Below are 13723 nucleotides of genomic sequence, written 5' to 3'. Positions count from 1 at the left end.
ACCCGAACAAGACATATTTTATGAGCAATTGGATTACAGACAACAAGCCCGCCGCCATGGTCGCGGGCGTGGGGCTTCTCTTATTCCTGGGGTTATCCGCGACAGGGTACATCGTCAATTCCAAACGCAGTGAACTGGACAAAAAAATCAGCATCGCCGCCAAGGAAATCAAGTCCGCCAATGCTGCGGAAATCACTCCGAGCCGCTCATCCAACGAAGAGCTGGAAAAAGAACTGAACCGCTATGCCAAGGCCGTGGGCAGCCTGGAAACGGCCTACAAGCCCTTCCTTGCCTCCTCCGCGCTGGTCCCCACCACGCCCACGGCATTCCAGAATGAACTGAAAACATTCAGGGATTCCCTGATCTCCTCCTGCAAGAAAAAGAACATTCTCATAACGGACACATCCTCCTGGCTCGGCTTCCAGGTTTACAGCACCCAGGCTCCCTCTGTTCAGGCGGCCTCCACGCTGGGTTTTGAATTGAAAGCCATCAACAGCCTGGTCAACAAACTGGCGGAATGCGGCCTGTCCAAATTCATCAAGGTGTACCGCCCCCAGCTCCCCATTGAAACCCCGGCGAACAATCCGGAAGAATCGGACGAAGCCGACCAGGCTCCATGGACTCCCATGCCTCTGGAAATAGCCTTCCAGGGCGACCGGGAAAGTGTATTGAAAGCCATGAACGCCATAACCGGCATGCAGGATTATCTGTTCACGGTCAACTCCATCCGTATCCGCAACGAACGGATGATGCCCCCTCCCATCGCCAATCCGGCAGCCGCCAAGCCTGCCGCTGCCCAACCCGCCACGGGTGCGGCTTCCCTGACTCCGGCGGATGAGGCGACCGCACCTGCAGCCCCGGCCATCCAGCAAGTCATCAAGCCTTACATGGGCAAGGAGCAGGTCTTTGTCCAGGTCTCCCTGAATCTGGTCCACTTCAACCAGCCCAAAGCTCAGGAACCGTCTGAAGATTAACCAAGGCAACACCAACCGCAGCAAATACTTTCAACATGTCTGAAAAACAAAATTACGACAAAATCCTGTTGGCATCCGGAATCGTCCTGGGCCTGGGAGTGGCCGCCTATGGTACGCTGACCTTTCTGGGACTGAATGACAAATACAAATTCACCACGCAGGTTTCTGAAAAAGCCATCGAACCGCCTCCCGGCATCAAGAAAGCCGCAGAAGTAGGCCAGGAACTTTCCGCCTCCCACGAACTCAAGCCGATTGCCCAGGAAACACAGAAGTATGTGGGCTTCGTCGCCCCCAATCTCTGGATTAAGGAGGGGGGAATGGAACCCTTTGACATCATCTCCGGTCCGCCTATCCACGGCAACATTCCGAACAAATGGTTCCTGGACAACGGACTGGAAAATGAATTCGTTTACTCGGACGTCCTGACCCGGGACCCGGACAACGATGGATTTACGGTGCAGGAAGAATATGCGGCCAAAACACATCCCAACGACCCCAACAGCCATCCTCCCCTCGTCAGCAAGCTTTTTGTCGACGAAATCAAGCAGTTCGGCTTCTATCTGGCTTTCACCCAGGCGGATGGCAATGACTTTACCTTTAAGGGTATGAACCGCGCCAAACAGGAAATTTGGAAAAACATCGTCCAGACCAACGGCAAGTTCGGCGCCCGTAAGAATACAAAAGACGAGCCCAGATTCGAACTTGTCAGCGTTGTCAAAAAGGAATTCAAGAATCCCAGCCTGGACATGGTGGAAACGGACGAGGAAGCCGTCGTCAAGGACTTGAAGCCGACCAAGAACGGACAAACCTACACCATCAGGCGCGGAACAAAATACGTCATTCCAATCATTGATAAGAAAGTAAACCTTACTATCACGGCCGGCCCCGAACGGGATACCAGCTTTGAAGTAGAGGAAGGTTCCGACTTCCGGATTCCGGGAGACGCCAAACAGATCTACACGCTGAAAACCGTTGATAATGCTACACAGACCGTAACCATTGCCAACAAAACCACTGGAGAACAAACAACACTGAGCAAGAAAAAATAGAGCCGGATTTAAACTTTTCTGAAAAAAAAGCTTCACAAATCCGAAAAACATGTAAAAAGAAGAACCTAACTATGGACCACGCACCACTTTATCAACCGAAGCGTTCCCTGATCGCGCTGATGGCCATTGCTGCCTCCTGCCCGTTTGCGCAGGCTGGTGATGGCGGCGCCGTCGGAACCTCCAGTGCCTTGGGATCGTCCTACGCCGGACCGGGCAGTTACCAATACCAGTCCAGTGCAGCGCGCACAGCCATGGCCCGCCGCGAAGCGCAAACCCAGGAAGCCATGCAGCTCCTTGCGGAAGGCCGCAACCTGTACCGCGAAGGCAAGTACAAGGAAGCCCTGGACAAATACAACGCCGCTTACAACATGCTGCCTTCCGCGCCGATCAACGACCAGCGCAAGGAAGCTATCGCCAACCATATTGGCGACGCCAGCATCGCCGTTGCTCAGGAATACATCAAAGTGGGGCGCTATGACGAAGCCGACAAGCTTCTGCAGGATGCCATCAAGCTCAATCCCCGGAGCGCCAAGCTTGCCAAGCAGACGCTCGAATACATGAAGGACCCGATTCGCACGAATCCGGCGCTCACCCCCGAACACGTGAAAAACGTGGAAAAGGTGAACACCCTCCTTCACATGGCCTATGGTTACTATGACCTCGGCGACTACGACAAAGCCATCGCCGAATTCAACAAGGTTCTCTCCATCGACCCGTACAACGTGGCGGCCCGCCGCGGACAGGAAACGGTCAACCGCCGCAGAATGGCTTACTATGCAGCCGCTTACGACGAAACCCGCAGCACCATGCTGGCGGAAGTGGACAAGATGTGGGAACGCCCCATCCCGATGGAAGTCCCGACCGGAGCCGACGGCACTGACAACGCACCGATCACGGACATCAACGGCGCCACGGCCAATCTGATGAAGCTCAAGAGCATCATCATCCCCTCCGTCTCTTTTGAAGACACCACCGTGGAAGACGCCATTGACTATCTGCGCAAAAAGTCCATTGAACTGGACCGCACGGTAGGCCCGAACGGTGAACGCGGCATCAACTTTGTCATCAATGATTCCCAGCCCGCTGCCGTCGCCCCCGCCGTTCCCGCAACTGATGAAGACGGCTTTGGCGAAGAAACTGCGGAAGTCACGGAAGCTGCTCCGGCAGCAGCCCCGCAGGAAAGCATCCGCACCCGCAAAATCGGCCAGTTGAAGCTGACTAATGTTCCCATGCTGGAAGTGCTCCGTTTCATCTGCAGCAATGCCGGCCTGCGCCAGAAGGTGGAAGACTATGCAGTGACCATCCTTCCTGCCGGCGGTAATGACGTGGATCTGTACCAGCGCACCTTCTCCGTGCCCCCGGGCTTCCAGTCCGCTCTCCGCACCACCGTCGGCGACGGCGGCGGCGAAGTCAGTGACGACCCCTTTGGCGGCGGTGGCGAAAGCTCCTCCGGCCTTAAACCCATGCCCTCCATCCGCAGCCTGCTGCAAAAGAGCGGCATCAGCTTCCCGGAAGGCGCCACGGCATTCCTTGTCAACGGCAATTCCTCCTTGGTCGTCCGCAACACTTCCGGCAACCTGGACCTGATCGAACAGCTCATTGAAAACACCCGCGGCGAATCCCAGCAGGTGCGCATCATGACCAAGTTCGTGGAAGTAACCCAGGAAAACACGGAAGAACTCGGCTTTGACTGGATTGTCACCCCGTTCTCCGTAAGCAATGACCGCAGCACCTTCCTGGGCGGCGGCACGAACTACGGCACCGGTTCCACTTCCGACAGCTTTACCCAGTCTCCCGGCGGCGTGACCGGCTGGCCTGTAAACAGCGGCAGCGACACCATCAACGGCCTCGTTACCGGCGGCAACCGCACGGGTGACTACGCCATCACCAAGAACTCCGTGGACAATCTGCTGAACAGCACCAACCGCCCTGAAGCCTCCCAGAAAAACGCCGCTCCCGGCATCATGTCCCTGACGGGCATTTATGACGAAGGCTCCTTCCAGATGCTGATGCGCGGCCTGTCCCAGAAAAAAGGGTCTGACGTTCTCACTGCCCCCAGCGTGACCGCCAAGTCCGGTGAAACCGCCAAGATTGAAATCATCCGCGAATTCTGGTATCCCACCGAATACGAACCGCCGGAACTCCCCAACTCCGTAGGCAGCGGCTATAGCAATGGTTACGGTTATGGGAACAACGGTAACACTCTGAACGGTCTGTTGGGCAATCAGATCCAACCCCAGATATCCAGCTTCCCTGTCACTCCCGCCACTCCCGGCGTGTTTGAAATGAAGCCCGTCGGCGTAACTCTGGAAGTGGTGCCTACCATTGGAGACAACAAGTACATCATCGACCTGAACTTCAAGCCCAGCATCGTGGAATTTGAAGGCTTCGTGAACTACGGCAGCCCGATCCAGTCCACCGGCGTTGGTTCCGACGGCAAGCCGATGTCCCTGACGCTGACGGAAAACCGCATCGATCAGCCGATCTTCTCCAAGAGGTCCGTTGAAACGTCCCTGTTCATCTACGACGGCCATACCGTGGCAATCGGTGGTTTGATCACGGAAAACGTGCAGACGGTGGAAGACAAAGTGCCGATCTTCGGTGACCTGCCTCTCATCGGCCGCTTCTTCCGCAGCAACTCCGACAACCACATCAAGAAGAATCTGATGATCTTCGTAACGGGACAGATCATTGACGCCACGGGCCAGCCCGTACGCGGCAATGCCCTTCCCACTGCGACCGCTCCGGAAAGCGCCCTTCCCGCCTCCGAAGGCCTGCTGCCTCCCATGTAGGCTGCGTGCATAACGTCCATATTGGAGCGGGTGAAAGGGTAACCCTTTCACCCGCTCTTTATATCCCAGAAGCGCCTTACTTTCCCTTCCCCCCATGAAAACCCTGATTGTTACCGGAGGAATAGCCACCGGGAAATCTACATTCATCCGTCTGCTGATGGAGGCGGGAGGCGCGCGCCTGCGCCTGTTTGACTGTGATGCGGAGGCGGGCAGATTGCTGGATGGCGGTACGCTGAAAGCCCCCCTCTCCAGCGTCTTCGGCCCAGCCAGCGTAGACTCCTCCGGAAAGGCTGACAGGCATTTTCTGCGGGAGCTTGTTTTCCGGAATCCGGAAAGCCGCAGAACGCTGGAAGGGATCATTCACCCCCTGCTGCATCAAGAATGTCTTGCGCAAATGCTGGCGGCGCGTCAGAATACGGAGGTGGACGGGTTTGTCATTGACGTGCCCCTGTTTTTTGAAACTTCGGCGCGCTATTGCCAAGATGCCGTGTGCGTGGTGGCTGTTTCCAGGGGAACGCAGAAAACCCGCCTGGCTATCAGGAATGGATTCCGGGAGGATATGATTGAAGCCATTCTGGCGGCCCAGCGGCCTATCATGGAAAAAGTGGCTGCGGCCGACTTCGTCATCTGGAATGAAGGCCCCCCGGACCTGCTCCGCCAGCAAACCCAAAGACTTTACCAACATTTTTTCATGACTGAAGAACTCGACAACACCCCTTCCCCCGCCGGAGATATTCCGCAGGAAACCCTCCCCAAGCCCCTGCCCGCGCCGGAAGAAACCGCCGGGGAACAGCCGGCTGCCGCTCCGGAGGAAAATAGTGGAAACGCAGTCCGGGAGGAGGAGGAAGCAGCCCCTGTTCTGGAGCAGATTGACATCAATGAACTGCGGAAACGCCCCCTGAACGATCTTCAGGAAATGGCGGAAGGGCTGCCCATCCGGAACGCGGCCTCCCTCACCAAGTCCCAGCTGGTTTTTGAATTGGGGAAACAGCTTCTGGCAAAGGGCCATGAAGTCGTAGTTTCCGGGGTCATGGAACAAGCCAAGGATAATTACGCCATGCTGAGGGATCCGGTGAAAAGTTTCCGCACCTCTCCGGATGATATTTATCTGGGCGGCAATCTCATCAAACCCCTGCATCTCCGCGTAGGCCAGCAGATCAAGGTCAGGCTGCGCAAATTGCGGCCTCATGACAAGTACCTTTCTGCAGCCTCCGTCATCAGCGTGGAGGACATCCCTGCGGAAGACTACCGGGCGCGCAGCGATTTTGAACGCCTCACCCCCCTCTTCCCCAAGGAACGCCTCCTTCTGGAAAACAAGGGGGTCAATTCCGCCGCCATGCGCGTACTGGACCTCATGACGCCCTTCGGCAAAGGGCAGCGCGGCCTGATTGTGGCCCCCCCGCGCGGAGGAAAAACCGTTCTTCTGAAAACAATCGCCCGTTCCATCAGGGCCAATTATCCGGAAGTGGAACTGATTGTGCTGTTGCTGGACGAACGTCCGGAGGAAGTAACGGATTTTGAAGAAACCGTGGATGCTCCGGTATTCGCCTCCACTTTTGACGAACCTTCCCGGCGCCATGCCCAGGTTTCCGATCTGGTTATCGAACGGGCCAAACGCCTGGTGGAAATGGGCAGAGACGTCGTCATCCTGCTGGATTCCCTCACCAGGCTGGCCCGCGGCTACAATGCCAACCAGACGGGAGGACGCATCATGTCCGGCGGCCTGGGGTCCAATGCATTGGAAAAACCGCGCAAATTCTTTTCCGCGGCGCGCAATGTGGAAGAAGGAGGCAGCCTGACCATCATCGCCACATGCCTGGTAGACACGGAATCAAGAATGGACGAAGTGATTTTTGAAGAATTCAAGGGAACGGGCAATCTGGAAATCCGCCTGGACCGGGAACTTTCCGAACGGCGCATTTATCCGGCCATTTCCCTTTCCCAGAGCGGCACCCGCAATGACGACAGGCTGTATAACGAACAGGAATTCGTCAAAATCATGCAATTGCGCCGCCAGCTCGCCATGAAACCGGGATGGGAAGGCCTTCAGGCTCTCCTGCAAAATATCTCCAAGACACAGAATAACGCGGAACTTCTGCTGACGGGGCTGCGGTAAGATTTTCTGCCCGGCCTGTTTTTCCCCCGTCCTCCGTTCCGCCCGCCGGCACGGAGGTTTTTTTATCAGGATATCTTCCGCTGTTCCAAGATTCCGCGGCAGCATCCGGATATCGGGATGGGGGCATCCTCCCATAAACAGGGGGAGGAAGAGAGTTCCCTTTCGTCACATGTCCAGCTTCACCCGGAAAATACGCATGGAGTTGCCCACCGCAAGCAGGCAGACGCCCACATCCGCCATCACGGCGGCCCACATCCCCGCCAGCCCCAGAATACCCAGCACCATGACCAGAATTTTGACGCCCAAAATAAGAACGATGTTCTGCACAATGATGCGCTCTGTGGCTTGGGAAAGCATCATCCCCAGCGGAACGGCCAAAGGATCTCCCTTCATCACCACTACATCAGCCGCCTGAAGAGCCGTATCGGACCCTACACCGCCCATGGCAATGCCGATGTCGGCAGCAGCGAGGGAAGGGGCGTCATTCATACCGTCCCCCACAAAGGCAAGCAGCCCCGTTTCAGGTTTCAGCCGGCGCACATGCTCCAGCTTGCCGGCAGGCATCAGCCCGCAGAATACCCCGTCCATCCCCAGCTTAAGCCCCACTTCCGTTCCGGCGGAAGAAGAATCCCCCGTCAGCATGACCAGGTTGGAAACGCCCAGTTCCCTCAATTTCCGCACCGCACGCTCCGCTCCCGGCTTGACGCGGTCAGACAGGCGGAGGCATCCCAGAAGTATGCCGTCCAACGCCGCATAAACGGTCACGCCATGGTCTTCTCCCTCCTCCGTCCTTACGCCGGCCTCTTGAAGAAAAGACTTTTTCCCCACCAGAACCGGTCTCCCTTCCACGCGGGCTGAAACGCCGCCGCCCGTCACCTCTACCAGTTCCGCCACGCGGTCCGGAAACAGAGTCCCTTCATATGCCTTCACAATGGAACGCCCCAGCGGATGGGAGGCAGAGAGTTCCGCATGGGCCGCCCAGTACAGCAGTTCCTCCGGGGAAACGCCGTCACGGGGAAGCACTTCATCCACGGAAAAAACGCCTTCCGTCAAGGTTCCGGTTTTGTCAAACACCACCGTCTTCACCTTCCGCAGGGCATCCAGATAGTTGCTCCCTTTCAGCAAAATCCCCTGCCGCGCCGCTCTCCCTATTCCGGCAAAAAAGCCCAGCGGGATGGACAGTACCAGCGCGCAGGGGCAGGAAATCACCAGCAGGACCAGGGCGCGGAACAGACCGTCCGCCCAGCTTCCGCCCGTCACAAGGGGATAAAGCAAAAATACCAGAGCGGCTATGGAAATCACCAGCGGCGTATAAATGCGGGAAAATGAGGACAGCCTCCCCTCCAGAGGGGATTTGCGGCCTGATGCGGCTTCCACCAGTTCCTGGACCCGCGCCAGGGCGGAATGCCGCCAGTCCCGCTCCGTACGCACTTCCAGCACACCCTGCCCGTTGATGTACCCCGCCAGCACGGGGCTTCCGGATCCGGCTTCCACCGGCAGGGATTCCCCGGTCATGGCGGAGGTATCCAGCACGGAGAAACCTCCCGTTACCACACCGTCCAACGGAACGCGTTCGCCGGGGCGCACTTCAATCAGGGAGCCGGGCAGAACCTCGGAAGGAGGAACGTCATCTACGGCTCCGGCTTTTTTCACATGGACGGCCTCAGGCCTCAGACTCATCAGTTCGCTTACGGACCGACGGGAGCTGCCCACCGCACGTTCCTGAAGGTACTCTCCCACGCGGTAGAACAGCATCACCCCCACCGCCTCGGAATAATCCCCCAGGAACATCGCCCCCAGGGAAGCAATACTCATCAGAAAATTTTCATTGATGGCGCGGCCGCGCATCATCCCCAGAAAGGCGGCCTTCAGTACATCCCAGCCTATCAGCAGGTAGGAGCCCACGTAGGCGGCCATACCGGCCAGGGAATCGCCGCCCGCCGCCAGCGCACTGATGAACAGGGCAATGCCCAGCACGGCGGGAACAGGCCCGATGGCGTCTCCGGAGCAGCAACAGCTTCCAGAACCGCAGCTTCCGGAACAACAGGAAGCACCTTCCGGAAAATGTTCGTGGGAATGTTCCGTGCTCATGACCTGTTCCGCTTATACGCCTGCCTCTCCGGCATGGCAAGCCCTATATTAGCCCAAACTAACAAAAAGTCTGCGTTGATTTCTGATTCTTAAACCGTTCCAAAATCCCCATCCCCATGAATTCATCCATCGCCATGGCTCCCGCTCCCAGCAACCCCGCCTCCGCTCCAAATCTGGCAGGCAGAATTTTCAAATCCTCCATCAGGAGAGGAAACAACTGTTTCCTGAGGTTCTCCAGCAGTGGCTTCATCAACAAATCCCCTGCCTTGGCCACACCGCCCCCGATGATGAAGGCGTCCGGCACCAGCGTATACATCAGGTTCATGATCAGGCAGCCCAGCATTTCCGCCGTATCTTCCCATAATTGAAGGGCTATAGGACATCCGGACCGGGCAGCCTCGTCCAGATGCCTGGGCGTGCATTCATCCACCGTCTTGATGATTCCCGCCCCGGCATACCGTTTAACCGCCTCCGCCGCCAGTTCGTTGTTGCCGATGTATTCCTCAATGGCTCCCCGGCTGCCGAACGGTCCCGTTTTCCCCTGGTAATGAATGCTGGTCTGGCCCAGTTCCGCAGCGGAAAGCCGCCTTCCCCGCAGCATGCGGTCATGCACCACGATTCCCCCGCCTATCCCCGTTCCCATCGTCAGGCACACCAGGCTGGACATGCCGCGCCCGGCGCCCATCTTCCATTCCGCATAAGCCATGCAGTTGGCGTCATTATCCAGCACGACGGGGAGGCCCAGGGCCTGCTCCATCATCTCTTTCACCGGAATTTCCCTATCCCAGACCCTCACATTGGTAAGCTGGTAAAGCACTCCCCGCTGGTAATCACACCATCCCGGCATTCCCATGCCCATCACACAGGCGGAGGGGAATTGTCCGCGCAGGGTGCGGGCGGACGCAATCATGGCATCAATGATTGCCTGCGGGCTTTCGAACATGGCAGTAGGGATGCGGTCGGCCGTCGCCAGAATACGCTCCCCCGCCGTTACGCCCATTTTGATGCTCGTGCCGCCGAAATCAACGGCCAAGGCACAGGGTTCTGAAAAGCTCATAGTCCATACTTATGCCACCCATTCTCCGGAATCAACGTAAAAACGCATTCATCCCCACCCCTTTCCGCGGCATGGCGCACTTACCGTATAAAACACAATAAGAATCTTCCAGAAAGAGCTTGCCAGAACCGCGCCGCCCGGTCCATGATAACCTCCGTAATGATGGAAATGCCCGGTTCGGACGAATGGTTCATGCGCCAAGCCATGAAAGAATCCAGAAAGGCCCTCGTGAAAGGGGAAGTGCCTGTTGGAGCCATTGTGGTGAAGGATGGCCGCGTGATCGGCCGGGGCTGGAACCAGGTGGAGACGCTCAAGGATGCTACGGCCCATGCGGAGATGATTGCCCTGACGGCGGCCCAGGAGGCTTTGGGCGACTGGCGGCTGGAAGGCTGCACCCTGTATGTCACCAAGGAGCCGTGCCCCATGTGCGCAGGAGCTATCGTCCACTGCCGTCCGGACCGCGTCGTTTTCGGCTGCCCGGATGCAAAAACCGGGGCTGCGGGGGGCTGGATCAATCTGCTGGATTCCAATCCGCCCCTGAACCATAAGTGCGAGGTGCGTCCCGGCGTACTGGGAGACGAGTGCCTGCTTCATCTCCAGGAGTTTTTCCGTGCGGCGCGTCTGGCGGCAAAAGAACGGAAAAAATTGTCTGCGCGTCTTTCTTCCCCTCCGGATGAAAACGGGGAATGAAGTCCGGAATAAAACACTTTGCATTTGCCAAAGCAGCAGAGTCACGGCAAGCTAGCGGGACTATGGAACGCCGGAACGACAATGAGACTGCGGAAGGAACGGAACGCAAACCGTCGTGGATCAAGGTTCGTCTGCCCAACGGCCGGGAATTCTGGGACGTCAAGCAGCTTGTGGAAGGCAAAAACCTCTTCACCGTCTGTGAAGAAGCACACTGCCCCAACCGTTATGAATGTTGGAACCAGGGTACGGCCACGTTCATGATTGCCGGAGAACGGTGCACGCGCGCCTGCGGATTCTGCGCCACCCGCACGGCCAAGCCCGGCCCGCTGGATCCTGAAGAATCGCAGCACGTGGCGGAAGCCGTCGTGCACATGAAGCTGCGCCACGCCGTAATTACCATGGTCACCCGGGATGATTTGCCGGACGGCGCCGCCGCGCATTTCGCCCAGGTAATTAGGGCCGTCAGAAAAGCCAGCCCTTCCACGATCATTGAAGTGCTTGCCTCGGACTTGAATGAGAAGCCCTCCTCCATCCAGACGCTGATGGCGGCCCGTCCGCATATTTTCGGACACAATCTGGAGACGGTGGAACGCCTCACGCCCATTGTCCGCTTCCGCGCCCAGTACCGGCGGTCCCTGCGCGTTCTCCGGATGGCTCTGGAGTGCGTGGACGGCAAAGTGTCTACCAAGAGCGGCATCATGCTGGGCCTGGGGGAAACGGAAGAAGAGCTTTTCCGCTCCATGGACGATTTGCTGGAGCACGGCGTCACGGTCCTGACGTTGGGGCAATACCTGCGCCCCTCCCGCAACCATCTTCCGGTGGTCAAATACGTCCATCCGGATGATTTCGCCCGGTATGAGGAAGTTGCGCGCTCCAAAGGCTTCAGGCACGTGGCATCCGGGCCGTTGGTCCGCAGCTCCTACCACGCCGCCAATTTCACCCCGGAAGCGGATGTTCTGGAAGCCATTAATGAAGACCTGAGAAAGGCTGGCGAACTTTAGAATAAATCTTGATTTTTTATCCCTCCCCTTTTACCATCCGGGCAATTCCACGTCATTGAAAATCTCATGAGCAAAACATGTTCCTTCATCAAGGCAGGAGCCATTCTGGGCGGCACGGTCATCGTGACGGCGGCTGTCGCCCCCCTGTTCCTGCCGAACCAGAATGTCAAGCCACTGACGTCCGCCCAGGCGGCGGAAATTACCGCACAGACCATGAATTCCAAATGTGCGGACTGCCACAAGCCCGGCACTCACATTTCCGAACTGGTCAATACTCTTTCCGGAGGCCTGCTGGCGCGCCATATCAGGGACGGGCAGCGCAGCTACAATATGGAAGAACCTCCCACTGCCGTTACCCTTTCCAAGCTGGAACATGTGCTTCAAATCAATTCCATGCCCCCCACTTCCTACACCATGGTGCACTGGGGCAGCACGCTCACTCTCCGGGAGAAAAACGCCATGCTCCAGTGGATCAAGGATGAGCGCCTGAAAATTTTCGGCGATATGGTAGGAGAGGAATACGCCCTTTCCCCTCTTGCCCCCATTCCGGACGCCCTCCCCACGGATCCGGCCAAAGTTGCCCTGGGCTACAAGCTTTTTCATGACGTGCGCCTTTCCACGGACAATACCGTCTCCTGCGCTTCCTGTCATTCCCTGGAAAAAGCCGGGACGGACAACCTGCCCACTTCCACTGGAGTCCGCAGCCAGAAAGGCGGCATCAATGCCCCCACCGTTTTCAATGCCGCTTTCCATGCCAAGCAATTTTGGGACGGACGCGCAGCCAACCTCCAGGAACAGGCCGGCGGACCACCCCTGAATCCGGTGGAAATGGGGTACGAACATCCGGATGACTGGAAGAAGATCGCTGCCAAACTGGACCAAGACACCGCTTTTGCCGCAGAATTCAAAAAGGTTTACCCCCAGGGATTCACCGGAGAGACCATCACGAATGCCATCGCGGAATATGAAAAAACTCTTATCACGCCGAACAGCCCGTTTGACCGCTACCTGAAAGGGGATGAAAACGCCATCAGCGAGAACGCCAAAAAAGGTTACAAGCTTTTCCTGAAGCTTGGTTGCCAGACCTGCCACACCGGTCCCGCCATGGGAGGCCAGTCCTTTGAATACGCCGACCTCAAAGGCGATTTCTTTGCCGGACGCGCCAAGACCAATGACGATAACGGCCTGATGAATTTCTCCAAAAAGGAATCGGACAGGCACCGCTTCCGCGTTCCGACCCTCCGCAACGTGGAACTCACCTGGCCGTATATGCATGACGCCTCCGCACAGACGCTGGAGGAAGCCATTACGAAAATGTACCATTACCAGCTCGGTTACGATAAACTGGACAAGAAGGAAGTGAGACTGCTGGTGGCTTTCCTGAAAACGCTTACCGGAGAATACAACGGCAAACCCGTCCAGGGCGAAGTTTGCCCTGCCTCCTGAATCTGAAGAAAAGCTCTTTTTCCAGCCGCGCCAATGAACATTCATTGGCGCGGCTTTTTTGCATTTCCCTTCCAGTTCCTACGGCAGGCACTGCCGGGAAACTTCCATTCCCCGCCTCTTCCCCGCCGGCCATACTTAGATTAAACTAATACGCAAACAATTTATATTAAACGCATTTTACATTGATTGAAAATATATCCTAATAATATCATTGACTTATCAGTTTGATAAAACTAACTTCTTTCCGGATTTGATTCATACACGCACCATGCCACTCTCCATGCTCAACATCGGCGATATTCGCCAAGTCAACAAAATCCATGGCAAGGATGAAACCCGGCGTTTTCTGGAAAGCCTGGGCTTCGTTGCCGGGAGCACGGTCTCCATCGTTTCCGAAAACGGCGGTAATTTCATTATCAACGTCAAAGGCTCCAGGATTGCGCTCAGCAAGGCGCTTGCCAGCAAAATATTCGTTGCCTGAGTTATTCCATCCAACAACCAACCATT

Annotated in this window: 10 protein-coding genes; 8 read left to right on the top strand and 2 right to left on the bottom strand. The window is 56.9% G+C overall.

Features of this window, described 5'->3' with window-relative positions; all coding sequences use genetic code 11:
* Positions 1 to 20 precede the first annotated feature (20 nt).
* The 4 genes from BHW66_RS05125 to rho all read left to right on the top strand — a co-directional run bounded on the left by BHW66_RS05125 (position 21) and on the right by rho (position 6931).
* Complete coding sequence (locus tag BHW66_RS05125; RefSeq protein ID WP_094140247.1) at positions 21 to 974, top strand: Amuc_1100 family pilus-like protein; 954 nt, start codon at positions 21 to 23, stop codon at positions 972 to 974.
* A gap of 35 nt (positions 975 to 1009) precedes the next feature.
* A complete protein-coding gene (locus tag BHW66_RS05120; protein ID WP_022197925.1) occupies positions 1010 to 2023 on the top strand; it encodes an Amuc_1099 family pilus-like system protein in 1014 nt (337 codons plus the stop codon).
* A gap of 71 nt (positions 2024 to 2094) precedes the next feature.
* Positions 2095 to 4815 carry an Amuc_1098 family type IV pilus outer membrane protein gene (locus BHW66_RS05115; RefSeq protein WP_286688940.1) on the top strand — a complete coding sequence of 907 codons (2721 nt, stop codon included), beginning with the start codon at positions 2095 to 2097 and terminating at the stop codon, positions 4813 to 4815.
* Between the two features lie 94 nt (positions 4816 to 4909).
* Complete coding sequence (gene rho, locus BHW66_RS05110; protein ID WP_022197922.1) at positions 4910 to 6931, top strand: transcription termination factor Rho; 2022 nt, start codon at positions 4910 to 4912, stop codon at positions 6929 to 6931.
* 165 nt (positions 6932 to 7096) lie between these two features.
* Here the strand turns inward: rho and BHW66_RS05105 are convergent, their stop codons facing one another.
* The gene (locus tag BHW66_RS05105; protein ID WP_022197921.1) at positions 7097 to 9022 is read right to left on the bottom strand and encodes a heavy metal translocating P-type ATPase; all 1926 of its coding nucleotides are present in this window, start codon (positions 9020 to 9022) and stop codon (positions 7097 to 7099) included.
* 58 nt (positions 9023 to 9080) lie between these two features.
* Positions 9081 to 10079 carry an ROK family protein gene (locus tag BHW66_RS05100; RefSeq protein ID WP_094140251.1) on the bottom strand — a complete coding sequence of 333 codons (999 nt, stop codon included), beginning with the start codon at positions 10077 to 10079 and terminating at the stop codon, positions 9081 to 9083.
* 144 nt (positions 10080 to 10223) lie between these two features.
* Here BHW66_RS05100 and tadA point away from each other — a divergent pair, with 144 nt between their 5' ends.
* The 4 genes from tadA (at position 10224) to BHW66_RS05080 (ending at position 13697) form a co-directional block, all read left to right on the top strand.
* Positions 10224 to 10769: a tRNA adenosine(34) deaminase TadA gene (gene tadA, locus BHW66_RS05095; protein ID WP_012420134.1), complete on the top strand. Its 546-nt coding sequence runs from the start codon at positions 10224 to 10226 to the stop codon at positions 10767 to 10769.
* 62 nt (positions 10770 to 10831) lie between these two features.
* Positions 10832 to 11770 (top strand): lipoyl synthase, encoded by a 939-nt coding sequence (lipA, locus tag BHW66_RS05090; protein WP_022197919.1) that lies wholly within the window; start codon positions 10832 to 10834, stop codon positions 11768 to 11770.
* A 66-nt stretch (positions 11771 to 11836) separates the two neighbouring features.
* Entirely contained in the window at positions 11837 to 13216 is a 1380-nt protein-coding gene (locus BHW66_RS05085) for a cytochrome c peroxidase (protein ID WP_022197918.1), read from the top strand.
* A gap of 250 nt (positions 13217 to 13466) precedes the next feature.
* On the top strand, positions 13467 to 13697 hold the full coding sequence (locus BHW66_RS05080) for a FeoA family protein (protein ID WP_204801215.1): 231 nt from the start codon (positions 13467 to 13469) through the stop codon (positions 13695 to 13697).
* The last annotated feature ends 26 nt before the right edge of the window (positions 13698 to 13723 follow it).

Origin of the sequence: Akkermansia sp. 54_46 (assembly GCF_001917295.1) — a bacterium.
Lineage (GTDB): Bacteria > Verrucomicrobiota > Verrucomicrobiia > Verrucomicrobiales > Akkermansiaceae > Akkermansia > Akkermansia muciniphila.
Note: the sequence above shows the minus strand (reverse complement) of the source record. Positions and strands in the feature narration are given on the sequence as shown.

What these genes read in the sequence shown, in the direction of transcription:
- BHW66_RS05125 (WP_094140247.1), top strand. Translation starts at nt 21, where the DNA reads ATGAGCAATTGGATTACAGACAACAAGCCCGCCGCCATGGTCGCGGGC.
- BHW66_RS05120 (WP_022197925.1), top strand. Translation starts at nt 1,010, where the DNA reads ATGTCTGAAAAACAAAATTACGACAAAATCCTGTTGGCATCCGGAATC.
- BHW66_RS05115 (WP_286688940.1), top strand. Translation starts at nt 2,095, where the DNA reads ATGGACCACGCACCACTTTATCAACCGAAGCGTTCCCTGATCGCGCTG.
- rho (WP_022197922.1), top strand. Translation starts at nt 4,910, where the DNA reads ATGAAAACCCTGATTGTTACCGGAGGAATAGCCACCGGGAAATCTACA.
- BHW66_RS05105 (WP_022197921.1), bottom strand. Translation starts at nt 9,022, where the DNA reads ATGAGCACGGAACATTCCCACGAACATTTTCCGGAAGGTGCTTCCTGT.
- BHW66_RS05100 (WP_094140251.1), bottom strand. Translation starts at nt 10,079, where the DNA reads ATGAGCTTTTCAGAACCCTGTGCCTTGGCCGTTGATTTCGGCGGCACG.
- tadA (WP_012420134.1), top strand. Translation starts at nt 10,224, where the DNA reads ATGATAACCTCCGTAATGATGGAAATGCCCGGTTCGGACGAATGGTTC.
- lipA (WP_022197919.1), top strand. Translation starts at nt 10,832, where the DNA reads ATGGAACGCCGGAACGACAATGAGACTGCGGAAGGAACGGAACGCAAA.
- BHW66_RS05085 (WP_022197918.1), top strand. Translation starts at nt 11,837, where the DNA reads ATGAGCAAAACATGTTCCTTCATCAAGGCAGGAGCCATTCTGGGCGGC.